We start from the raw sequence: 21,324 nt of genomic DNA on the forward strand, positions 1-21,324 counted from the left end.
GCAGCCCCCGGCGAGGCCGGCGTCGGGCCGGGGTGCCTACACCGGAACGTGCACCGTCTCCACCCGGCTCGCCACCAGCCGCTCCCGCTCCCTGCGCGCCGCCCGCTTCCGCAACCGCAGGATCTGCGTCACGCCGAGCGCCTGGAGCACGAAGACGGAGGAGAAGGCGACGGTGTAGTCGTCCCCGGTGGCGTCCAGCAGCAGCCCGACCGCGAACAGGGTGGTCATCGACGCGACGAAGCCACCCATGTTCGTGATCCCGGACGCCGTCCCCTGCCGCTCCGGCGGATTCGCCGGCCGCGCGAAGTCGAAGCCGATCATCGACGCCGGGCCGCAGGCGCCCAGCACCGCGCACAGCACGACCAGCAGCCACATCGGCGCCCGCCCGGCGGGGTGGGCGAGCGTCGCGGCCCACAGGGCGGCCGTCGTCCCCACCGTGCCCAGGGCCAGCGGCAGCCGCGCCCCGTGGTGCCGGGCGACGATCTGGCCGTAGACCAGGCCGATGGCCATGTTGGAGAGCACGACCAGGGTGAGCAGTTCCCCGGCGGCGGCCCGGGACAGCCCCTGCGCCTGAACCAGGAACGGCATCCCCCACAGCAGCAGGAAGACCATCGCCGGGAACTGCGTGGTGAAGTGCACCCACAGCCCCAGCCGGGTCCCCGGCTCCCGCCAGCACGCGGCGATCTGCCGCCGCACGTACGCGGCGCCCTGGTGCGGGACCGGCTCCGGTTCGTGGCCCTCGGGATGGTCCTTGAGGAAGAGCAGCAGCAGGACCAGCACCACCACGCCCGCCAGCGAGCTGCCCGCGAACGCCTGCGTCCAGCCGATCCCGTGCAGCAGCCGGGCCAGGACGAGCGTGGAGACCAGGTTGCCCGCCATGCCCACGAGCCCGGCGAGCTGCGCGACCAGGGGCCCGCGCCGCGCCGGGAACCAGCGGGTGCCCAGCCGCAGCACGCTGATGAACGTCATCGCGTCGCCGCAGCCGAGCAGCGCCCGCGAGGCCAGCGCCATGCCGTACGAGGGGGAGAGCGCGAAGCCGAGCTGCCCCACCGTGAACAGCACCACGCCGATGGTCAGCACCCGCTTGGTGCCGAGCCGGTCGACCAGCAGGCCGACGGGTATCTGCATGCCCGCGTAGACCAGCAGCTGGAGGATGGAGAAGGTGGACAGCGCCGAGGCGTTGACGTGGAACCGGTCGGCGGCGTCGAGGCCGGCCACCCCCAGCGACGTACGGAAGATGACGGCGACGAAGTAGACGGCGACGCCGATGCCCCAGACGGCGATCGCGCGCCGGCCGCCCGGAGGATCGCCGGGCAGGCTCCGGGCGATCGCGCGCCGGCCGCCCGGAGGATCGCCGGGCAGGCTCCCCGAGCCGCTCATCGGACCTCCCCCCGGGCCAGGTTCGAGAACCAGCCGACGTGCCGGTGGACGATGCCCACCGCCCGCTCGGCGTCCCCCGAGCGCAGGGCGTCGAGGATCTCGGCGTGCTCGGCGAGGGTCTTGGCGATCCGGTCGGGGTGGGAGTGCATCACGGCGACGCCCATGCGCAGCTGCCGGTCGCGGAGCTGGTCGTAGAGGCGGGAGAGGATCTCGTTGCCGCCGCTGCGGACGATCTCGGCGTGAAAGCAGCGGTCGGTGACGGCGGCCCCGGCCAGGTCGCCCGCGGCGGCCTGCTGCCGCTGCCGGGCGAGCAGTTCCTCCAGCCGTTCGATGAGCCCCGGCGGTGCCGGTACGGCCTTTCTGGCGGCGTGCTCCTCGACCAGCAGCCGGGTCTCCACCACGTCGGCGATCTCCTGGGCGGAGACCGGCAGCACCAGGGCGCCCTTCTTCGGGTAGAGCCGGATCAGGCCTTCGACCTCCAGCCGCAGCAGCGCCTCGCGCACCGGTGTGCGCGAGACGCCCACGGCCTCGGCCAGCTCGCCCTCGGTGAGCAGCGTCCCGCCCTCGTAGCGGCGCTCCAGCACACCCTGCTTGACATGGGTGTAGACGCGGTCGGCGGCGGGCGGTTGCTTCACGGCCATGGTCATGCGGACAGGATAGATACAACAGGTACACAAGCGGAGCGCGGTCCAGCATGCGGACGCACCCCTCGCCGACGCCGACGCAGGCACCGGCACAACCATCGACCCACTTCGTGAGTCCCACAGGTGCGCCCCCATACGCCCGCATGACCACGACCTGAACTCGGGCGCACAGCAGGGGCCTTCACGACAATCGGGGTATCACACGTGAACCATGTCATTCCGGGCGTCCGGCTGCGCCGAGCCACCGCCGTCGCCATGACCACCGGCGCGGTGCTCGCCACCGGAGTCCTCACCGCGGTGCCCGCACAGGCCGCGCCCACGGCACCCGCGGCACCCAAGCCGCCGGCGATCGCCGCAAAGGGCGGCTACACGATGAACGGCGCGAACGGCAGGACGCTCTACGGCAAGGCCGCCGACACCCGCCGCTCCACCGGCTCCACCACCAAGATCATGACCGCGCTGGTGGTGCTCCGGCAGCCGAAGCTCGACCTGAACAGCAAGGTCACGATCCAGAAGGCCTACAGCGACTACATCGTCGACAACAACTGGGCCTCGAACGCCAAGCTGATCGTCGGCGACAAGGTCACCGTCCGCCAGCTGCTCTACGGCCTGATGCTGCCCTCCGGCTGCGACGCGGCCTACGCGCTCGCCGACAAGTTCGGCACCGGCAAGACCCGGGCGGCCCGGGTGAAGTCGTTCATCGGCACGATGAACTCCACCGCGCGCACCCTGGGGTTGAAGAACACCCACTTCGACTCGTTCGACGGCATCGGCAAGGGCGCCAACTACTCCACCCCGCGCGACCTGACGAAACTGGCCGGCACCGCGCTGAAGAACTCCACGTTCCGCACGGTCGTGCAGACGAAGAAGTACACGGCGAAGACGGTCACCAAGTCCGGCGGCACGCGCACGATGGCGCCGTGGGTCAACACCAACCCGCTGCTCGGCAGCTACAGCGGCACCATCGGCGTCAAGACCGGCTCCGGCCCCGAGGCCAAGTACTGCCTGGTCTTCGCCGCGACCCGGAACGGCAGGACGGTGATCGGCACGGTCCTCGCCTCGACGTCGTCCGGCCAGCGCGCCACGGACGCGAAGAAGATGCTGGACCACGCCTTCAAGACCCTCGGCTGAGCGTCCCGGATCCCGCTCTCGGTGCCCGGAGCGGGAACGGGACGGAGCCGCGGCTCCCTTGCGGGAGGCGCGGCTCCGTTCTGCCGGGTGTGCGTCCGCTACGCCCAGGTGATCAGCCGCTTGGGCTGCTCCAGGATCGCCGCCACGTCGGCCAGCACCTTCGAGCCCAGCTCCCCGTCCACCAGGCGGTGGTCGAAGCTCAGGGCCAGGGTGGTCACCTGACGCGGCTTCACCTTGCCCTTGTGAACCCACGGCTGGGGCTTGATCGCGCCGACCGCGAGGATCGCGGACTCGCCGGGGTTGAGGATCGGCGTGCCCGTGTCCACGCCGAAGACGCCGACGTTGGTGATGGTCACCGTGCCGCCCTGCATCGCCGCCGGGGAGGTCTTGCCCTCCCGGGCCGTGGACACCAGTTCGCCCAGGGACTCGGCCAGTTGCGGCAGGGTCTTGGCGTGGGCGTCCTTGATGTTCGGGACGATGAGACCGCGCGGGGTCGCCGCCGCGATGCCCAGGTTGACGTAGTGCTTGACCACGATCTCCTGGGCCGCCTCGTCCCAGGAGGCGTTGATGTCGGGATTGCGCCTGATCGCCACCAGCAGCGCCTTGGCGATCAGCAGGAGGGGGTTCACCCGCAGGCCGGCGAACTCCTTGTCCTGCTTCAGCTCCTCGACCAGCTTCAGCGTGCGGGTCACGTCGACCGTCACGAACTCCGTGACGTGCGGCGCCGTGAACGCGGAGCCGACCATCGCCGCCGCCGTCGCCTTGCGGACGCCCTTGACCGGGACACGGGTCTCTCGCGCCGCGTCGTACGTCACCGGCGCGGCCGAGGGCGCGGCGGCGGGCTGCGGGGCCGCCTCCGGCTGCGGGGCCCGGGGCGCCTGCGGGGCCTGCTGCGGCTCGGCCGCCGCGTGCACGTCCTCGCGGGTGATGATGCCGCCCGGGCCGGTCGGGGTGACCGTCGCCAGGTCGACGCCCAGGTCCTTGGCGAGCTTGCGGACCGGGGGCTTGGCCAGCGGACGCCCGCCCTCGGCCGCGGGGACCGAGACGGCCGGAGCCACAGGGGCGGCCGGAGCCTCGGGGGCGGTGGGGGCCGCAGGGGCGGTCTGGGCCGCCGGTGCCGGACCGTGGCCGTTCAGCTCGGTCTGGAGCGCGGCCGACGCCTCCTTGGCCGGGATCTCCGGGCCCTTGCGGGGGCGGCGGCGGGTCGAGGAGGTGGCGACTCCGTAGCCGACCAGGACCGGCTGGCGGCCCTCCGGCTTGGGCTCCTCCTCCGCGGACCCCGCGGTCTGCGGCGCCGCCGGCTCGTCCGCCACCGGCTCCTGCGCCGGGGCCCCGGCACCGCCCGCGACGTCCACGGCGATGATCGCCGTGCCCACGTCCACGGTGGTGCCCTCGGGGAAGTGCAGCGCGCGGACCACCCCGTCGTACGGGATGGGCAGCTCGACGGCCGCCTTCGCGGTCTCGACCTCGCACACCACCTGGCCGTCGGTGACCGTGTCGCCCGGCTGGACGTACCACTTGAGGATCTCGGCCTCGGTGAGTCCCTCGCCCACGTCGGGCATCTTGAACTCGCGCACGGACCCTTCAGTCATCGTCGTCACGACCCTCTCCTCAGTACGCCAGCGAGCGGTCGACGGCATCGAGCACCCGGTCCAGGTCGGGCAGGTACTCCTCCTCCAGGCGGGCCGGCGGGTACGGCGCGTGGTAGCCGCCGACCCGGAGCACCGGGGCCTCCAGGTGGTAGAAGCTGCGCTCCGTGATGCGCGCGGCGATCTCGGCACCGGAGCCGAAGAAGACCGGCGCCTCGTGGACCACGACCAGCCGGCGGGTCTTCTCCACGGAGGCCTGGATCGCGTCGAAGTCGATCGGCGAGACCGAGCGGAGGTCCAGCACCTCCAGGGAGCGGCCCTCCTCGGCGGCGGCGGTGGCCACCTCCTGGCAGAGCTTCACCATCGGGCCGTAGGCGGCCAGGGTCAGGTCGGTGCCCTCACGGACCACGCGCGCGGTGTGCAGCGGGTCCGGGATCGCCTCGGTGTTGACCTCGCCCTTGTCCCAATAGCGGCGCTTGGGCTCGAAGAAGATCACCGGGTCGTCGCTCTGGATGGCCTGCTGCATCATCCAGTACGCGTCGGAGGCGTTGGAGGGGCTGACCACCTTCAGGCCCGCCACGTGCGCGAACAGCGCCTCGGGGGACTCCGAGTGGTGTTCCACGGCACCGATGCCGCCGCCGTAGGGGATGCGGACGACGACCGGCAGCTTGACCTTGCCCAGCGAGCGGGCGTGCATCTTCGCGAGCTGCGTGACGATCTGGTCGTACGCCGGGAAGACGAAGCCGTCGAACTGGATCTCCACCACCGGGCGGTAGCCCCGCAGGGCCAGGCCGATCGCCGTGCCGACGATGCCGGACTCGGCGAGCGGGGTGTCGATGACGCGGCTCTCGCCGAAGTCCTTCTGCAAGCCGTCCGTCACCCGGAAGACACCGCCGAGCTTGCCGACGTCCTCGCCCATGACGAGGACCTTCGGGTCGGCCTCCAGGGCGTGGCGCAGCGACTCGTTGACCGCCTTGGCCAGGGCCATCTTCTCCACGGCCATGATCAGACCCCCTTCGCGTCCGTGAAGGACGCCTGGTAGGCGGCGAACTGCGCCCGCTCCTCGTCGACGAGCGCGTGCCCGTCCGCGTACACGTTCTCGAAGATGGCGAACCGGTCCGGGTCGGGCATGGCACGGACCGCTTCGCGCACTCGCTTGCCCAACGCCTCGCTCTCGGCCTCGAGTTCCCCGAAGAATCCCTCGTCCGCGTGGTTTGCGGCCTCCAGGTGGCGGCGAAGGCGCAGCAGCGGGTCCTTGGCCTCCCAGGCGGCGCGCTCGTCGTCGTGGCGGTAGCGGGTCGGGTCGTCCGAGGTGGTGTGGGCGCCCATGCGGTAGGTCCACGCCTCGATCAGCGCCGGGCCCTCGCCGCGCCGCGCCCGCTCCAGGGCCCAGCGGGTGACCGCGAGGGACGCGATCACGTCGTTGCCGTCCACGCGGACGCCCGGGAAGCCGAAGCCCTGGGCGCGCTGGTAGAGCGGCACGCGGGTCTGCTTCTCGTTGGACTCCGAGATGGCCCACTGGTTGTTCTGGCAGAAGAACACCACGGGGGCGTTGTAGACGGCCGCGAAGTTGAACGCCTCGCTGACGTCGCCCTGGCTGGAGGCGCCGTCGCCGAAGTAGGCGATCACGGCGGAGTCCGCGCCGTCCTTGGCGACGCCCATGGCGTAGCCGGTGGCGTGCAGGGCCTGCGAGCCGATGACGATCGTGTACAGGTGGAAGTTGTTGCCGTTCGGGTCCCAGCCGCCGTTGTTCACACCGCGGAACATGCCGAGCAGATTGGCCGGGTTCACCCCGCGGCACCAGGCGACGCCGTGCTCGCGGTAGGTCGGGAAGACGTAGTCGTCCTCGCGGGTGGCGCGTCCGGAGCCGATCTGGGCGGCCTCCTGGCCGAGCAGGGAGGCCCACAGGCCCAGCTCCCCCTGGCGCTGAAGCGAGGTGGCCTCGGCGTCGAACCGCCGGGTGAGCACCATGTCGCGGTACAGGCCGCGCAGCTCGTCAGGGGTGATGTCGGCGACGTACGGGTCGTACTCGGCGTTCTTGACGCGCTTGCCCTCGGGCGTCAGCAGCTGTACGAGCTGCGGCTCCGCGCTCCCGGTGCCCTTGGCGGTGCGGGCGGTGCCGCGGCCGGTGGTGCGCTTGGTACCGGTGCCCTTGGTACCGGTGGTGCCGGTGCGCTTGGTGGTGCCTTTGGTGCCTTCGGTGCTGGTGGTGCTCTTGGTGCCGGTGGTGCCGGCCTTGCCTCCGGCGCTGCGTCGCGGCTGGCGCGCGGCAGTGCTCTCCACGGTCACGTGTGCTCCTCCGTCGGTCCGGCTCCCCGGGTTCGCCGGGTGCCAGTGCGGCTCACCTGTTTTCCTGCCGGACACACGGGGTGGGTGCGGCTCGGTCGGGAACAGGCGTGACAGGTGCCCCGGCGAGCGCCCTGCACGAAGCACGTTACCCAGTGCCGCACATTTCTGTGAAACCCTTCCTGACCTGCGTTTTTGCTTGGATTTCCAAGTAAATCGGCGAAGTCGGGAACAGCTACTGGTCACAGCCTTGCAGGGGGCCGGAACAACGGCACGTTATCCCGGCCACCCCGGGCACGGGAAGAGTTCGTGTGTGAGACTGACCCCGTGCATCAAAATGGGCCAATCCGGGTATTTCTCCTCGATGACCACGAGGTCGTGCGCCGCGGTGTCCACGATCTCCTCGCCGGCGAGGCCGACATGCAGGTCGTCGGCGAGGCCGGCACGGCGGCCGACGCGCTGGCCCGCGTCCCGGCCACCCGTCCGGACGTGGCCGTGCTGGACGTCCGGCTCCCCGACGGCAGCGGTGTCGAGGTCTGCCGCGACATCCGCTCCCGGGACGAGACCGTCCGCTGCCTGATGCTCACGTCCTTCGCGGACGACGAGGCCCTCTTCGACGCGATCATGGCGGGCGCCGCCGGGTACGTCCTCAAGGACATCCGGGGCGGCGAGCTGCTGACGGCCGTCCGGGACGTCGCCGCGGGCAGGTCCCTGCTCGACCCGGTCGCCACCGCGCGCGTGCTGGAGCGGCTGCGCGACGGCGGCGGCACCCGCACCGACGAGCGGCTGGCCCGCCTCACCGAGCAGGAGCGCCGCATCCTGGACCTGATCGGCGAGGGCCTGACCAACCGGGCGATCGGCGAGCGGCTGCACCTCGCCGAAAAGACGATCAAGAATTACGTTTCCAGCCTGCTGTCCAAACTCGGAATGCAGCGGCGTTCCCAGGCGGCGGCGTACGTGGCCCGGATCCAGGCCGGCAAGGACTGACGGCACAGCCGGTCCCGGACCGGCGGGGCACGTATTCGGGACGGGGTACGTATTCGGGACTTACGTCCCCTCGCGCCGGGGCGGGCGGCCCTGTCCGTGGCGGTCCGGGTCGCGCAGAGTGAGGACATGGCCTCCCGCGCGCCCTCCCGTCCGTCCCCCCGCCGGCCCTCCCAGGACCGGCCCTCCCAGGACCGGCTCGCCGTCGGCCTGCTCGCCCGTACCGCCTACGGACGGGCGGCCACCAGCATGCGCGCGCTGCCCTTCCTCGCCTCCGCCCGGCACATCGTGGCCGACGGCCGGGTACTGCTGCGGATGCCGCGCAGTTGCGGCTACCACCGGGCGTGCATCGGCAGCGTGGTCGCGTACGGCGCGGACAACCTCGGCTCCGCGCGGCCGGGCGAGGGCCTGTGGGCCGTACAGGTGGTGGGCCACTGCGAGGCGTACGAGCCGACGGACGCCGAGATCGAACGGTTCGGCCCGGCACCGGTCCGCGTGGACGGGGTGCCGTTCGAGCCGGTGTACCTGCGGATCGTGCCGGAGTTCGGGACGGTGCATTCGGCGGACGGGGCGCCGGGGGGCCCGTTCCCGGACCTGGCCTGAACGCACGCGTGGAGTCTCCCTGGCACGCGCGCCGAAGCCACCTGAACGCACACGCGCGTGGAGCCCGGTTCGGGGCCGCACGCGCGTTTGGGACCGCGGTGTGCCGTCGCTCAGCCGCCCGTGGTGCCGCCGTCGGCCGTGCCGCCGTCAGCGCCGCCGTCGGCCCCGCCCGGACCGCCGGTGCCACCGCCCGTCGGCTCACCGCCCGTGGGCTCGCCACCACCGGTCGGCTCACCGCCCGTGGGCTCCCCCGACGGCGTCGTGTCACCGCCCGTCGGCTCACCACCGGTCGGCTCACCGCCCGTCGGCTCCCCCGACGGTGTCTGGGACGGCGTGTACGACGGCTCGTACGACGGGGTCCAGTCACCGCCCGTGCCGCCGCCGACCGTGCCCCCGTCGGTGTCCGTGTCCGTCGGCTCGTCCGACGGCTCGTCGCTCGGGGACGGGCTCGAGCGCTCGTCCTCGGTGCTCTGCGACACGCTCGGCGACTTGTCGGTGTCCGTGCCACCGCCGCCGCCCTTGTCGGACCCGTTGAGCGCCAGCGCCACGCCGGCCGCCACGGCGATCACGGCGAGCACGGCCAGGACCCACAGCTTGCCCCGGCCGCTGCCGCGGTTGCCGTGGCCCTCGAAGCCGCCGTCGTCGCCGCCGCCGTACCCGGCGGGCAGGATCGGCTGCGGGATCTGCGCCGTACCGGCGCCGTGGTCGGGGTGGGGCAGCACGGCCGTGCCGGCCATCCCGGCCGCGGGGGTGTGCCGGCCGTCGTGCATGTCGACCGGGCCGGTGTTCCAGGTGCCGGTGTGACCGCCCTGGTCGTACAGCATCTGGAGCCCGTACTGCACCAGCCCGCGCATCTCCTCGGCGGTCTGGAAGCGGTCGTCGGGCTCCTTGGCCAGCGAGCGCATCACCAGGCCGTCCAGCTCCGGCGGCGCGGCGTCGGAGACCTCGGACGGGGGCGTCGGGATGTCCTGCACGTGCTGGTAGACCACCGACAGCGGGGTCTCGCCGGTGAACGGCGGGCGCAGCGCGAGCAGTTCGTAGAGGAGGCAGCCGGTCGCGTACAGGTCGGAGCGGTGGTCGACGGCCTTGCCGAGCGCCTGCTCCGGCGAGAGGTACTGGGGGGTGCCCATGACCATGCCGGTCTGCGTCATCGTCGTCGACGCGCCGTGCAGCGCGCGGGCGATGCCGAAGTCCATCACCTTCACGGCGCCGTTGTTGGTGATGATGACGTTGGCCGGCTTGATGTCGCGGTGCACGATGCCGTGCTGATGCGAGTAGGCCAGCGCCTCCAGGACACCCGAGACGATGATCAGGGCCTGCTCGGGACCGGGCGCCTCGGCGTTCATCAGCAGGTCGCGGATGGTGCGGCCCTCGACCAGCTCCATCACGATGTACGGCACGGACTGACCGCCGACGAAGTCCTCGCCGGAGTCGTACACGGCCACGATGGCATGGTGGTTGAGGCCGGCGACGGACTGCGCCTCGCGCGTGAAGCGGGCCTTGGAGACCGGGTCCTCGGCGAGGTCGGCGCGCAGCAGCTTGACCGCCACCGTGCGGCCGAGCCGCACGTCCTCCGCGGCGAACACCTCGGCCATGCCGCCCCGCCCGAGCCTGCGGGTCAGCCGGTACCGGCCGTCGCCGACCAGCCCGCCGTTGCCCCAGGACTCCGGCGCGTCCGACATACCGCCGCCAGTCGCCTCGGGGTCGGACGGGCCCTGAGCGCGCTGCTGCTGTGCCATCAGTCCTCGCCGTCGTTTCTGCCCGCGGTGCGCGCGGTGTTGTTACGGTCTCCGTCGGCCACGCTACAGCCTCCGCGCAAGCCTTCGGACCGAGATGGGTGCCGGGACCGGCACGAGACGGACCGGCCATGAAACCCCGGTTCGGCCTCCCCGTGCAAATTCTGTGTACCGGCCGTACGCCGCCTGTAACGCTTCCGCGACGCTTCTTTCGCGTACGGTCACGGAACGGGCACCGCGCTTGACGTGTCAGTGCCCTGGGGCAGACTTGGCCGGGAATGGCACGTTCGATCAAGACATTCGATCAGGACGTTCGCTCGGGACATCGGGACAACAGTCAGCGACGGCGTCGGCGCCGGAAGGCCGCGGGGGAGCAGGGATCATGAGCCAGGACGGCGCGCAGGGCCGGTACGCGGGGCGGGCGCTGGCCGGCGGTCGCTATCAACTGCGCGACTTGCTCGGCGAGGGCGGCATGGCCTCGGTGCACCTCGCGTACGACTCGGTGCTCGACCGCCAGGTCGCGATCAAGACGCTGCACACCGAGCTGGGCCGGGAGCAGGCCTTCCGCGAGCGGTTCCGCCGCGAGGCGCAGGCCGTGGCGAAGCTCACGCACACCAACATCGTCTCGGTCTTCGACACCGGCGAGGACGACCTCGACGGGATGACCACTCCGTACATCGTCATGGAGTACATCGAGGGCCGCCCGCTCGGCTCGGTACTCGACGAGGACGTGCGGCAGCAGGGCGCGATGCCCGCCGACAAGGCCCTGAAGATCACCGCGGACGTGCTGGCGGCCCTGGAGATCAGCCACGAGATGGGGCTGGTCCACCGCGACATCAAGCCGGGCAACGTGATGATGACCAAGCGCGGCGTGGTCAAGGTCATGGACTTCGGCATCGCGCGCGCCATGCAGTCGGGCGTCACCTCCATGACGCAGACCGGCATGGTCGTCGGCACCCCGCAGTACCTCTCGCCCGAGCAGGCGCTCGGCCGGGGCGTGGACGCCCGCAGCGACCTGTACTCCGTCGGCATCATGCTCTTCCAGCTGGTGACCGGTCGGCTCCCGTTCGACGCGGACTCGCCGCTGGCCATCGCCTACGCGCACGTCCAGGAGGAGCCGGTGGCTCCCTCCTCCGTCAACCGCTCCCTGCCGCCGGCGGTGGACGCGCTGGTCGCCCGCGCCCTGAAGAAGAACCCGAACGAGCGTTTCCCGAGCGCCGAGGCCATGCGGGACGAGTGCCTGCGGGTGGCGCAGTCCTTCCACGCCGCCCCGCCGAGCATCGTGCCCGGCGCGCACACCCCGAGTGGCGCGGGCGTCGGCTCCGCGGTGTTCCCGCCGGTCGACCAGTCGGGCCAGTCGCCCGCGGGCCAGGTCCAGACGCCGTACCAGCCGACCCCGGCCCCGGCCGCGAACCCGTACGGCACGCCCGCACCGCCGTCCGCGCCCTCCCCGGCGTACGGCTATCCGCAGCAGGGCGGCTACCCGACGCCGGCCACGGCCGGGTACCAGCAGGGGACGGCGACGCCGCCGCCGTACAACATCACGCCGCAGTCCTCCCCGGCGTCGTCGGGGTCCTCGGGCGGCCGCAGGAACAACAAGCCGATCATCGTCGGCTCGGCGCTGGTCGCCGTCCTCGCGGTGGGCGGCCTGATCGCGGCACTGCTGATGAACGGCGACGAGAAGGACCCGCAGGCCGGCGGTGGCGGCAGCAGCCCCAGCGCCTCGGCGGCCAAGAAGCCGGGCTACCGCGGGCCGGACACGTCCAAGACCATCGAGAAGGACGAGTGCACGGAGCCGAAGGAGTCGTACAACGACCCCGAGAAGATCCAGGTTCCGGACTTCACCTTCAAGTACATCGGCTCGGTCAAGGAGTGCTTCCAGGCGGCCGGCTGGCAGATGAAGGTCGTGGACGTCGACGAGAACACCTACGGTGAGGGCTCGGTCCGGGACCAGTTCCCGCCGGCCGGCACGGACGTCGACCCCGACGACATGCCCGAGATCACGCTCAAGGTGTCGACGGGCAATCCCCCGTCCGCCTGACGGGGTTCGACCGCCCGGCAGCGCGGGGGCGCGGGGGTGGTGGCGGTCGCGGTGGCCGTGCGGACGGTCAGGACGGACACGGGAAGACACGGGAAGACACGGGGAAGGGCCCGGCGGCGGTGCTGCCGGGCCCTTCTCGGGTGTCGGTGACTGCGGACGCGTGTGCCGGTGGCTCAGGACGCCGCGGCGCGCCCTCGGTGGCTACAGGTACGGCCCGCCCGAACGGCCGCCGGGGTGGCCCTCCTCGCCCTCGTGGGCGACGCCCGGCGGGAGCGCCCGGCGCATCTGCTCCAGCTGGGCCCGCGCGGCCATCTGCTGGGCGAACAGGGTGGTCTGGATGCCGTGGAACAGGCCCTCCAGCCAGCCCACCAACTGGGCCTGTGCGATCCGCAGTTCGGCGTCGCTCGGGGTCGCCTCGTCGGTGAAGGGCAGGGAGAGCCGCTCCAGCTCCTCGACCAGCTCCGGCGCCAGACCGTCCTCCAGCTCCTTCACCGAGCTGGCGTGGATCTCCTTGAGCCGGGCCCGGCTCGCCTCGTCCAGAGGAGCGGCACGCACCTCCTCCAGGAGCTGCTTGATCATGCTGCCGATCCGCATGACCTTGGCAGGCTGCTCCACCTGCTCCGTCACCGGGATCTCCCGGGACTCCTCGTCTCCGTTGCCGCCCCCGCTCAGCGCCATGCCGTCCTGGCCGACGACCAGGATCTGGGGGTTCTCCGACGACCTGTCGTTCCTCGGCATCTCCATGCGGCCATTCTCGCGCACACCGTCTCGTCACCCGTGTGGTGCCCCCGGAGAGCCGTGATCCACCGCGTACGGCGGCGCCCGGAATGCCGGAACGGACGGGAAGTGTGAGGCTTGTGCCGTCGTTTTCCGTCGATCTTGCGACCGGCGTGACGACCCTGACGACTTGGCGGCTCGCTGACCGGGAGGGGGTCACCGACGTGACTCCATGGCTGCGCGCACTGCGCACGACGGGACTGGTGGGGGTCCTGGGGGTGGGCGCGGTGGTGGCTCCGTACGGGGGTGAGGCGGCGGCGTACGGCGGCACCGCGTCTGCCGTCTCCGCCGTCTACGCCGCGTCCACCGTGTCCGCTGCTTCTGCGGCTCCGCCGGGTTCGGCGACTGTGCCGGGTTCGGCCGCACCGGCGGCCGGGTCCGCACCGGCGGCCGGGTCCGCACCGGCGGCCGGGTCCGCACCGGCGGCCGGGTTCGTGGCGCGGCCCGGGTCGGTGCCGCGGCTCGGGCCGGGGGCGGGCTTCGCGACGCTGCCGCTCGCGGCTCCGTCGGCACCGGCGGTGCGCGGGCTGGTTCCAGAGGCGCCGGGGGCGCGGGGACCGGTTCCGGAGGCGCCGAGGGAGCGCGGACCGGTTCCGGAGGCGAGCAGGTCGGCGCCGGAGAAGGCCACGCGGTCCCCCACCCGGGGTTCCGGCGCGGCGACGGGGAGCGCTTCCCCGCCACCGGTTCGCGGCTCCGCCCCGGCTCAGGACCCGGTCGGCGGCGCCCCGCGCGACCCGGCGTCCACGGCCGCGACGTCGGCCGCCACCGGCGCGTCCGCCACCTCGTCCTCGCGGGCGTCCTCCGCCTCGCCCTCCGGCACGGCGTCCGGCACGCATGCGGCGTCTCCCGAGGCGTCCCGGGCCGGCAACCGGGCGGGCGAGGGGCGGCAGCGGCCCGGACGGCAGGAACCGTACGAGCCGGAGGAGCGGCGGGCGGGCCCGGACGCGGGCCACCGGCACGGGGAGGAGAGGGAGGGCGGCGCGGCCGTCGCCCCCGACACCTCTCACGGGCCCGGCGAGGCGGGACTCGTACCCTCCGCGCCCGCGGCCCGGCCCGATCCGCAGGCCGTCTCCGGTCCCCAGGACGCCACCGAGCCCGTCCTGCGGATCCTGCCCCTGGGCAGCGGACTGGTCCTCATCGGTCTCGGCCTGGCCCTGGCCTTCGTCGGCCTCCGCCTGCGCCGCTCGTGACCCCGCCGCCCGGCGGCCACCGCACGACGAGCCCCTACGGCTCCGGTGGCCCGTCGGCCCCGACGGCTCCGGTGGCGCCATGGCCTAGCCGGCCCCGACGGCCCCGCCGGCCCACGGACCCGCTAGCCCGGACAGCCCCCGGAGCGCCCGGGACCACCGGGCGTCGAGCGTCCAGGGCCCTCGGCCGGCGAGCGACCGCGGCCGTCGTCCCCAGGCGGCCGGACCCTCCGGTCACCGGCTGCCCGGGACGCCTGACCCCCACCTCACCGAGGACCACGTGCCACCGCGCCCCGTGACCACCTTCACCGCGCCCTCTGACCCGGCCTCTCCCGGAACCCCCGGCTACCGCGTCACCAGCAGCACCTTCCCCACGTGGCCGCTCTCCTCGACGACGCGGTGGGCGGCCGGGGCCTCGCTCATCGGCAGCTCGCGGTCGATGACCGGGCGGACATGACCGCCGGCGACCAGCGGCCAGACGTGCTCGCGCACGGCCGCCACGATGGCCGCCTTCTCCTCGACCGGACGCGCCCGCAGCGAGGTCGCGCTGATCGCGGCGCGCTTGCGCAGCAGGGCGCCGATGTTCAGCTCGCCCTTGACGCCGCCCTGCATGCCGATGATCGCCAGCCGGCCGTTCACGGCGAGGGCGCGCACGTTGCGGTCCAGGTACTTGGCGCCCATGTTGTCGAGGATCACGTCGGCGCCCGCGCCGTCCGTGGCCCGCTTGATCTCCTCGACGAAGTCCTGCTCGCGGTAGTTGATCAGGATGTCCGCGCCCAGCTCGGCGCAGCGCTCGAGCTTCTCCTTGGTGCCGGCCGTCACGGCCACCTTGGCGCCGACGGCCTTGGCGAGCTGGATCGCCATGGTGCCGATGCCGCTGGAACCGCCGTGCACCAGCAGGGTCTCGCCCGGACGCAGGTGGGCGACCATGAAGACGTTCGACCACACCGTGCAGACCACCTCGGGCAGCCCCGCCGCCTGCGCCAGGGAGACGCCCTGGGGGACCGGCAGCAGCTGCCCGGCCGGTACGGCCACCTTCTCGGCGTAACCGCCGCCCCCGAGCAGCGCGCACACCTCGTCGTCGACGGCCCAGCCGGACACGCCGGGGCCGAGCGCGGCGACCCGGCCGGAACACTCCAGGCCGGGGTAGGGGGAGGTGCCGGGCGGGGGGTCGTAGAAGCCCTGCCGTTGCAGGATGTCGGCCCGGTTGACGGCGCTGGCAGCCACCTCGACCAGGACCTCGCCCTCGCCGGGCACCGGGTCGGGGACCTCGTCCCAGACCAGCGCCTCGGGGCCTCCGGGTTCGGGAATCGTGATCGCATGCATGAGGGGGACGCTACTCCTGCGGCCCGGGGGCGGGTCGTCCCCCGAGCCCGGGTCTCCGGTCGGAGCCGGGTCGGTCCTTCGTTCGATCCGTGCGGAAAACCGTGTGCGGGAGCGATGAGTTTGCGCGACGGTGAAAGTCTCCCCATGCGTAGCCCGAGCACGCGGAAGGACCACCCGGTATGAGTACGCAGACGTCCGGTCTCGCCATCGAGACCGCGGGCCTGGTGAAGACGTTCGGTGAGACCAGGGCCGTGGACGGCGTGGACCTCAAGGTGCCGGCCGGCACGGTCTACGGCGTCCTGGGCCCCAACGGCGCCGGAAAGACCACCACGGTGAAGATGCTCGCCACCCTTCTCAGACCGGACGGCGGCGAGGCCCACGTCTTCGGTCACGATGTCGTACGCGAGGCCGACGAGGTCCGCAGCCGCGTCAGCCTCACCGGCCAGTACGCGTCCGTGGACGAGGACCTGACCGGCACCGAGAACCTGGTCCTGCTGGGCCGGCTGCTCGGCCACGGGAAGGCCGCGGCGCGCACCCGCGCCGCCCAGCTGCTGGAGGCCTTCGGTCTCGCGGAGGCGGCGGGCAAGCAGATCAAGCACTACTCCGGCGGCATGCGGCGCCGCATCGACATCGCCGCGTCCATCCTCAACACGCCCGACCTGCTCTTCCTCGACGAGCCGACCACCGGCCTGGATCCGCGCAGCCGGAACCAGGTCTGGGACATCGTGCGCGCGGTCGTCGCCCAGGGCACCACCGTGCTGCTGACCACGCAGTATCTGGACGAGGCCGACCAGCTGGCGTCGCGGATCGCGGTCATCGACAAGGGACGGGTGATCGCCGAGGGCACCAAGGGCGAGCTGAAGGCCTCGGTCGGGGCGGGCTCCGTCCATCTGCGGCTGCGCGACGGCGACCAGCGGCCGGATGCCGAACGGGTGCTGCGGGACCTCCTGGTCGCGGAGGTGCAGCTGGAGCCCGACCCGGTGGCGCTCACCGCCCGGCTCAGCGTGGCGTCCAGTGACACGGCCGCCGACCAGGCCGCCCGAGCGCTCACCGAACTCACCCGGGCGGGCATCACCGTCGACAACTTCTCCCTCGGCCAGCCCAGCCTCGACGAGGTGTTCCTGGCGCTGACCGGGCACGACACCGGCCAGGACGGCGGCCGCGACACGAAGGACGAGGTGGCGGCATGAGCACGGCCACGAGCACCGAGAACAAGGAACTCGCACCGGTCAGGACCGAGTCCCTGGCCGCCCTGCTGATCGCCAAGGAGCGGCCCCCGCGGCCCAGCTCCCTGTCGACGTCGCTGACCTTCGGGTGGCGCGCGATGCTGAAGATCAAGCACGTGCCGGAGCAGCTCTTCGACGTCACCGCGTTCCCGATCATGAACCTGCTGATGTTCACGTACCTCTTCGGCGGCGCGCTGGCCGGTTCACCGAGCGATTACATCCAGTTCGTGCTGCCCGGCATCCTGGTGATGTCGGTCGTGATGATCACCATGTACACCGGCATCTCGGTCAACGTCGACATCGAGAAGGGCGTCTTCGACCGCTTCCGCTCGCTGCCCATCTGGCGGCCGTCGGCGATGGTCGGCTATCTGCTCGGCGACGCCCTGCGCTACACGATCGCGTCCGCCGTGATGCTCGTGGTGGGTCTCGTCCTCGGCTACCGGCCGGACGGCGGCGTGGTCGGCGTGCTCGCCGGGATCGCGCTGCTGCTGGTGTTCTCGTTCGCCTTCTCGTGGATCTGGACGATGTTCGGGCTGATGCTGCGCACCGAGAAGTCGGTGATGAGCGTCAGCATGATGGTGATCTTCCCGCTCACCTTCCTGTCCAACGTCTTCGTCGACCCGTCGACCATGCCGGGCTGGCTCCAGGCCTTCGTCAACAACAGCCCGATCACCCACCTCGCCTCCGCCGTGCGCGGGCTGATGGCCGGGGACTGGCCGGCCGGCGAGATCGCCTGGACGCTCGGCTGGGCCGCGCTGCTCCTGGTGGTCTTCGGCCCGGTGACGATGCGCCTGTACAACCGCAAGTAGCAGCCCCGCACACACAGCGAACCCCGGTCGCGCCGCGCACGGCTCGACCGGGGCGCCGGGTGTCTCAGTCGCGTGGCAGCGGCCGGGCATCCGGCGCCACCTGCTGGCGGGGCGTCGCCCGTACGATCGTGATCAGCCGGTCCGTCAGCTCCAGGCCGCCCACGGCGGGATCGTCGTAGCCGAGCACCCGGTGCCCGCGCAGAACGCTCACCACCAGGTCGTCCATCTCCCGGGGGCTCTTGCCCACCTCGGACTTTATGACCGGCCGTTCGACGATGTCGAGCCCGCTGCCCTGCTGGATGAGGTCCTCCATGACCATGCCGGCGGCGGGGCTGAGCACGGACAGCCCGAGCAGGCGTCCGGCGGCGCTGGCGCTGGTGATGACGGCGTCGGCACCGGACTGCTTCAGCAGCGGCGCGTTCTCCTCCTCCCGCACCGCCGCCACGATCTTGGCGCCACGGTTGAGCTGCCGGGCCGTCAGCGTCACCAGCACCGCCGTGTCGTCGCGTTGGGTGGCGATGATGATCTGCCGTGCCTTGTGGACCTCGGCCCGCCTGAGCACATCGCTGCGCGTGGCATCGCCGACGACCCCCGCGAAGCCGTCGGCCGTCGCCGCGTCGATCACCTTGCCGCTGGGGTCGACCACGACGATCTGCTCCTTCCTCAGCCCCGTGGCACAGACGGTCTGCAACGCCGACCGTCCCTTGGTGCCGAAGCCGATGACGACGGTGTGGTCGCGCAACGTGGACCTCCAGCGGTTCAGGCGCCATTCCTCACGGGTGCGCTCGGTGAGGGCTTCCAGCGTGGTACCGACCAGAATGATCAGGAACAGCACGCGCAGCGGCGTGATGACGAAGATGTTGGTCAGCCGGGCCGCGTCGCTCACCGGCGTGATGTCGCCGTACCCGGTGGTCGAGAGCGTGACGGTCGCGTAGTAGAACGCGTCGAGCAGGTCGATGGAGCCGTCGGAGTTGTCGCTGTAGCCGTCGCGGTCGAAGTAGACGATGAACGCGGTCGCCACCAGCACGACGAGGGCCAGGGACAGCCTCTTGCCGACCTGGCGGATCGGGTGCTCCACCATTTTCCTCGGGAGCTTCACCCGATGGGTCACGAGATGCTCGTCGGCCTGACGGGCGATCGCGTCCTGACCCGGAAGTTTCACGTGAAACACACTCCGATTCCGCCGGTGGCCCAGGGAAGGTCGAGCAGTTCGGCCTCCTGGCCCGCCCGAGCCCCACCGGGAGGCACGACGGCCAGGGCATCGGCCGCCGCGATGCCGCGCAGCATGGCCGGACCGTTGTAGTGCAGCGGTTGGGCCCCGTCGCCGCGCAGGGCGACAGGGACGAGCCGGGTGTCGTACGGATGCCCCTGCACCGCGTCCCGCAACGGCAGGGTGTACGGCTCCGGGGCGGGCCGGGCCGCGAGGGTGCGCAGCAGTGGTTCGGCCAGCGTGAGCAGACCCGATACGGCGGCCAGCGGATTGCCGGGCAGACCGACGAGGTGCTGGTTCTCCCCGGTGCGGGCCAGCAGCATGGGGTGCCCGGGCCGCACCTGGACGCCGTCCACGAGGAGTTCGGCGCCGATGCGGCGCAGGGTGGGGTGGACATGGTCGACGGGGCCCGCGGCGGTGCCGCCGGTGGTGACGACGACCTCGGCGTCGGACGCGGTGATCGCCCGGTGCAGCGCGTCGGCCTCGTCGCCGATCCGGTGGACGGCCGTGACCTCGGCGCCCAGCGCCCGCAGCCAGGGCGGCAGCATCGGGCCGAGCGCGTCCCGGATGAGGCCGTCGTGCGGCAGCCCCTCGGTGAGCAGCTCGTCACCGAGGATCAGGACCTCGGCCCGGGGGCGGGGCACGGCGGTGAGCGTGTCGTATCCGGCCGCGGCGGCCAGACCGAGAACCGCCGGCGTCACCTGGGTGCCGACCGGCAGCAACTGGTCACCGCTGCGGCACTCCTGACCGCGCGGGCGGATGTCCTGGCCCGGCACGATCTCCCGGGTGGGGTGCAGCCGGCCCTTGTCGTCGGTGCGGCCGTGCTCGCTGCGCAGGACGGCGGTGGTGTCGGCCGGGACGCGGGCACCGGTCGCGATGCGGACGGCCTCGCCGTCGGTGAGGGGCTCGGACTCGGCGTGCCCGGCCAGGACGCCGTCGCCGCGCACCTCCCAGGCGCCGGGGCCGGCCAGTGCCCAGCCGTCCATCGCCGAGGTGTCGAAGGAGGGCAGGTCGGTGAGGGCGGTGAGGGGTTCGGCCAGGGTGAGGCCCAGGGCGGCGTCGAGGGGGACGGAGACCCGGGGGCGGCCGGTGGCGCGGACCACGGCCCGCGCCGCGCGGGCGGCGGTGTCGCGGGCCTCGGGCCAGGCAGTGGCGCGGTGGCGGTCGTGCCCGGGGCCTTGCGCTCCGGCGGTGGGGCGGTGCTGCGGGTCGGCTCCGGCGGTGGGGCCGGGCTGCGGCTCGTCGCCCCAGGCGCGCCGATCGCCGTGCGCGGCGGGCCGGTGGTACCGGGGGCCGGGGTCGTCCTTCACGAGGGCGAGCGCCTCCTCGACATCGAGGTCGTCGGCGTCCTCGGCGGCCACTCCGGTACGGGTGTCGCGGGGAGTCATCCGGCGTCCGGGCGGGTGTCGGGCGTGGCGTCGGGGGCCACGTCGGGCCGGCCGGGGGCGGGCCGCTCGTCGGGGGTGTTCTCCGCCGCCCAGCGCTGGGCGAGTGCCGCGGCCTTGCGCGTGGCCTCGGCGACGGCCTCGGCCCCGCCGCCCGCACGCGCCGCCGCGTAGCCGACGAGGAAGGTGGTCAGCGGGGCCGCGGGGCGGGCCACGCCGTGGGCGGCGTCACGAGCCAGGTCGAGCAGCAGGCCGGTGTCGACGACGAGATCGATGCCCAGCTCGTCCTTGGCTGCGGTAATCCATTCATCCAACACGTGCCCATGCTCCCTGATGCGTGCCCTTGCGGTGGCGATGTCGTCCCAGGTGTCGCAGTCGAAGGACCCTACGGGATCGGGGAGGCGGGCGAGGGTCAGACCGGTGGTGAGCCGGCGCAGGGGCAAGCCGGCGAGGCCCGCCTGCCCGTCCGGCAGACCGGCCAGCTCACGGCGGAGGGCGGCGGCGCGGTAGGCGGCCACGAGCGGCTGGTCGCGGCCGTCGGCGTCGCTGAGCACGACCCCGTCGGCCTCGCCCGCCGCCAGCGCGGCGAGCAGCCGCCCGACGGTGGCCGCCCCGAGGAACGGCAGGTCGGCGGAGAGGACCACGACCCGCTCCGCGGTGGTGTGCCGCAGTCCCGCGGCCAGCGCGGCGAGCGGCCCGGCGCCGGGCGGGTCCTCGCGGGCCCAGGTCACGGGGCGCGCGGTGGGGCGGGGGGCGGCCACGACGACGGTGGTCGCGGCGCCGGCGCAGGCTTCCAGCACACGGTCGAGCAGGGTGCGCCCGCCCACGCGGACGCCCGGCTTGTCGGCACCGCCCAGACGCCGGGCGGCGCCACCGGCGAGCACGACGGCGTCGTAGGCGGCTGGTGGCGTCCGCGGCCCGGGGTCGGCACCGGGGGCGCCGGGTCGCTCGTAGGCGGTCACACCCCCGAGTATGCGTGCCGGGGAGATCACAGGGAACGCGGGGGGCCG

18 protein-coding genes are annotated in these 21,324 nt (G+C 72.8%); 7 read left to right on the plus strand and 11 right to left on the minus strand.

Annotated features, from left to right (window positions below; genetic code table 11):
• Window positions 1–36 precede the first annotated feature (36 nt).
• On the minus strand, window positions 37–1,380 hold the full coding sequence (locus tag ACZ45Q_RS09625; RefSeq protein WP_468257381.1) for an MFS transporter: 1,344 nt from the start codon (window positions 1,378–1,380) through the stop codon (window positions 37–39).
• Window positions 1,377–2,027, minus strand: coding sequence for a GntR family transcriptional regulator (locus ACZ45Q_RS09630; protein ID WP_468257383.1), 651 nt, complete (start codon window positions 2,025–2,027; stop codon window positions 1,377–1,379). The genes ACZ45Q_RS09625 and ACZ45Q_RS09630 overlap by 4 nt, the downstream gene beginning before the upstream one ends.
• Before the next feature lie 252 nt (window positions 2,028–2,279).
• Between ACZ45Q_RS09630 and ACZ45Q_RS09635 the strand changes: the two genes are divergently transcribed.
• Window positions 2,280–3,155 (plus strand): D-alanyl-D-alanine carboxypeptidase family protein, encoded by an 876-nt coding sequence (locus tag ACZ45Q_RS09635; protein ID WP_468257556.1) that lies wholly within the window; start codon window positions 2,280–2,282, stop codon window positions 3,153–3,155.
• A 98-nt stretch (window positions 3,156–3,253) separates the two neighbouring features.
• Here the strand turns inward: ACZ45Q_RS09635 and ACZ45Q_RS09640 are convergent, their stop codons facing one another.
• From ACZ45Q_RS09640 to pdhA, 3 genes are read right to left on the minus strand one after another with little or no spacing between them, the layout of a single operon-like run.
• Entirely contained in the window at window positions 3,254–4,756 is a 1,503-nt protein-coding gene (locus tag ACZ45Q_RS09640; RefSeq protein WP_468257386.1) for a dihydrolipoamide acetyltransferase family protein, read from the minus strand.
• A 10-nt stretch (window positions 4,757–4,766) separates the two neighbouring features.
• On the minus strand, window positions 4,767–5,747 hold the full coding sequence (locus ACZ45Q_RS09645; protein ID WP_468257389.1) for an alpha-ketoacid dehydrogenase subunit beta: 981 nt from the start codon (window positions 5,745–5,747) through the stop codon (window positions 4,767–4,769).
• Window positions 5,748–5,749: 2 nt separating this feature from the next.
• Window positions 5,750–7,033 (minus strand): pyruvate dehydrogenase (acetyl-transferring) E1 component subunit alpha, encoded by a 1,284-nt coding sequence (gene pdhA, locus ACZ45Q_RS09650; protein WP_468257392.1) that lies wholly within the window; start codon window positions 7,031–7,033, stop codon window positions 5,750–5,752.
• Window positions 7,034–7,357: 324 nt separating this feature from the next.
• Between pdhA and ACZ45Q_RS09655 the strand changes: the two genes are divergently transcribed.
• Both ACZ45Q_RS09655 and ACZ45Q_RS09660 read left to right on the plus strand, forming a co-directional pair.
• Window positions 7,358–8,017: a response regulator gene (locus ACZ45Q_RS09655; protein ID WP_468257394.1), complete on the plus strand. Its 660-nt coding sequence runs from the start codon at window positions 7,358–7,360 to the stop codon at window positions 8,015–8,017.
• A gap of 126 nt (window positions 8,018–8,143) precedes the next feature.
• A complete protein-coding gene (locus ACZ45Q_RS09660; RefSeq protein WP_468257396.1) occupies window positions 8,144–8,617 on the plus strand; it encodes a pyridoxamine 5'-phosphate oxidase family protein in 474 nt (157 codons plus the stop codon).
• A 110-nt stretch (window positions 8,618–8,727) separates the two neighbouring features.
• Here ACZ45Q_RS09660 and ACZ45Q_RS09665 read toward each other — a convergent pair whose 3' ends face one another.
• On the minus strand, window positions 8,728–10,356 hold the full coding sequence (locus ACZ45Q_RS09665; protein ID WP_468257399.1) for a protein kinase domain-containing protein: 1,629 nt from the start codon (window positions 10,354–10,356) through the stop codon (window positions 8,728–8,730).
• A gap of 379 nt (window positions 10,357–10,735) precedes the next feature.
• Between ACZ45Q_RS09665 and ACZ45Q_RS09670 the strand changes: the two genes are divergently transcribed.
• Entirely contained in the window at window positions 10,736–12,394 is a 1,659-nt protein-coding gene (locus tag ACZ45Q_RS09670) for a protein kinase domain-containing protein (protein ID WP_468257403.1), read from the plus strand.
• Window positions 12,395–12,595: 201 nt separating this feature from the next.
• Here the strand turns inward: ACZ45Q_RS09670 and ACZ45Q_RS09675 are convergent, their stop codons facing one another.
• Window positions 12,596–13,138, minus strand: coding sequence for a bacterial proteasome activator family protein (locus ACZ45Q_RS09675; RefSeq protein ID WP_468257405.1), 543 nt, complete (start codon window positions 13,136–13,138; stop codon window positions 12,596–12,598).
• A 197-nt stretch (window positions 13,139–13,335) separates the two neighbouring features.
• Here ACZ45Q_RS09675 and ACZ45Q_RS09680 point away from each other — a divergent pair, with 197 nt between their 5' ends.
• Window positions 13,336–14,361, plus strand: a complete 1,026-nt coding sequence (locus ACZ45Q_RS09680; RefSeq protein WP_468257407.1) for a hypothetical protein — start codon at window positions 13,336–13,338, stop codon at window positions 14,359–14,361.
• Between the two features lie 342 nt (window positions 14,362–14,703).
• Here the strand turns inward: ACZ45Q_RS09680 and ACZ45Q_RS09685 are convergent, their stop codons facing one another.
• Window positions 14,704–15,684 (minus strand): NAD(P)H-quinone oxidoreductase, encoded by a 981-nt coding sequence (locus tag ACZ45Q_RS09685; protein ID WP_468257410.1) that lies wholly within the window; start codon window positions 15,682–15,684, stop codon window positions 14,704–14,706.
• A 179-nt stretch (window positions 15,685–15,863) separates the two neighbouring features.
• Here ACZ45Q_RS09685 and ACZ45Q_RS09690 point away from each other — a divergent pair, with 179 nt between their 5' ends.
• Window positions 15,864–16,874 carry an ATP-binding cassette domain-containing protein gene (locus tag ACZ45Q_RS09690; RefSeq protein WP_468257413.1) on the plus strand — a complete coding sequence of 337 codons (1,011 nt, stop codon included), beginning with the start codon at window positions 15,864–15,866 and terminating at the stop codon, window positions 16,872–16,874.
• On the plus strand, window positions 16,871–17,719 hold the full coding sequence (locus tag ACZ45Q_RS09695) for an ABC transporter permease (RefSeq protein WP_468257416.1): 849 nt from the start codon (window positions 16,871–16,873) through the stop codon (window positions 17,717–17,719). Before ACZ45Q_RS09690 ends, ACZ45Q_RS09695 begins: the two co-directional genes overlap by 4 nt.
• 64 nt (window positions 17,720–17,783) lie before the next feature.
• On the opposite strand, the gene ACZ45Q_RS09700 is transcribed toward ACZ45Q_RS09695, so the two are convergent.
• From ACZ45Q_RS09700 to ACZ45Q_RS09710, 3 genes are read right to left on the minus strand one after another with little or no spacing between them, the layout of a single operon-like run.
• Window positions 17,784–18,881 (minus strand): potassium channel family protein, encoded by a 1,098-nt coding sequence (locus tag ACZ45Q_RS09700; RefSeq protein ID WP_468257419.1) that lies wholly within the window; start codon window positions 18,879–18,881, stop codon window positions 17,784–17,786.
• Window positions 18,878–20,317, minus strand: a complete 1,440-nt coding sequence (locus ACZ45Q_RS09705; RefSeq protein WP_468257421.1) for a molybdopterin molybdotransferase MoeA — start codon at window positions 20,315–20,317, stop codon at window positions 18,878–18,880. Before ACZ45Q_RS09705 ends, ACZ45Q_RS09700 begins: the two co-directional genes overlap by 4 nt.
• On the minus strand, window positions 20,314–21,276 hold the full coding sequence (locus tag ACZ45Q_RS09710) for an NTP transferase domain-containing protein (RefSeq protein WP_468257424.1): 963 nt from the start codon (window positions 21,274–21,276) through the stop codon (window positions 20,314–20,316). Before ACZ45Q_RS09710 ends, ACZ45Q_RS09705 begins: the two co-directional genes overlap by 4 nt.
• Window positions 21,277–21,324 lie beyond the last annotated feature (48 nt).

Source organism: Streptomyces sp. NPDC031049 (genome assembly GCF_055571015.1).

What these genes read in the sequence shown, in the direction of transcription:
- ACZ45Q_RS09670 (WP_468257403.1), top strand. Translation starts at nt 10,736, where the DNA reads ATGAGCCAGGACGGCGCGCAGGGCCGGTACGCGGGGCGGGCGCTGGCC.
- ACZ45Q_RS09645 (WP_468257389.1), bottom strand. Translation starts at nt 5,747, where the DNA reads ATGGCCGTGGAGAAGATGGCCCTGGCCAAGGCGGTCAACGAGTCGCTG.
- ACZ45Q_RS09695 (WP_468257416.1), top strand. Translation starts at nt 16,871, where the DNA reads ATGAGCACGGCCACGAGCACCGAGAACAAGGAACTCGCACCGGTCAGG.
- ACZ45Q_RS09685 (WP_468257410.1), bottom strand. Translation starts at nt 15,684, where the DNA reads ATGCATGCGATCACGATTCCCGAACCCGGAGGCCCCGAGGCGCTGGTC.
- ACZ45Q_RS09630 (WP_468257383.1), bottom strand. Translation starts at nt 2,027, where the DNA reads ATGACCATGGCCGTGAAGCAACCGCCCGCCGCCGACCGCGTCTACACC.
- ACZ45Q_RS09660 (WP_468257396.1), top strand. Translation starts at nt 8,144, where the DNA reads ATGGCCTCCCGCGCGCCCTCCCGTCCGTCCCCCCGCCGGCCCTCCCAG.
- ACZ45Q_RS09665 (WP_468257399.1), bottom strand. Translation starts at nt 10,356, where the DNA reads ATGGCACAGCAGCAGCGCGCTCAGGGCCCGTCCGACCCCGAGGCGACT.
- ACZ45Q_RS09625 (WP_468257381.1), bottom strand. Translation starts at nt 1,380, where the DNA reads ATGAGCGGCTCGGGGAGCCTGCCCGGCGATCCTCCGGGCGGCCGGCGC.
- ACZ45Q_RS09675 (WP_468257405.1), bottom strand. Translation starts at nt 13,138, where the DNA reads ATGGAGATGCCGAGGAACGACAGGTCGTCGGAGAACCCCCAGATCCTG.
- ACZ45Q_RS09635 (WP_468257556.1), top strand. Translation starts at nt 2,280, where the DNA reads ATGACCACCGGCGCGGTGCTCGCCACCGGAGTCCTCACCGCGGTGCCC.
- ACZ45Q_RS09690 (WP_468257413.1), top strand. Translation starts at nt 15,864, where the DNA reads ATGAGTACGCAGACGTCCGGTCTCGCCATCGAGACCGCGGGCCTGGTG.
- ACZ45Q_RS09705 (WP_468257421.1), bottom strand. Translation starts at nt 20,317, where the DNA reads ATGACTCCCCGCGACACCCGTACCGGAGTGGCCGCCGAGGACGCCGAC.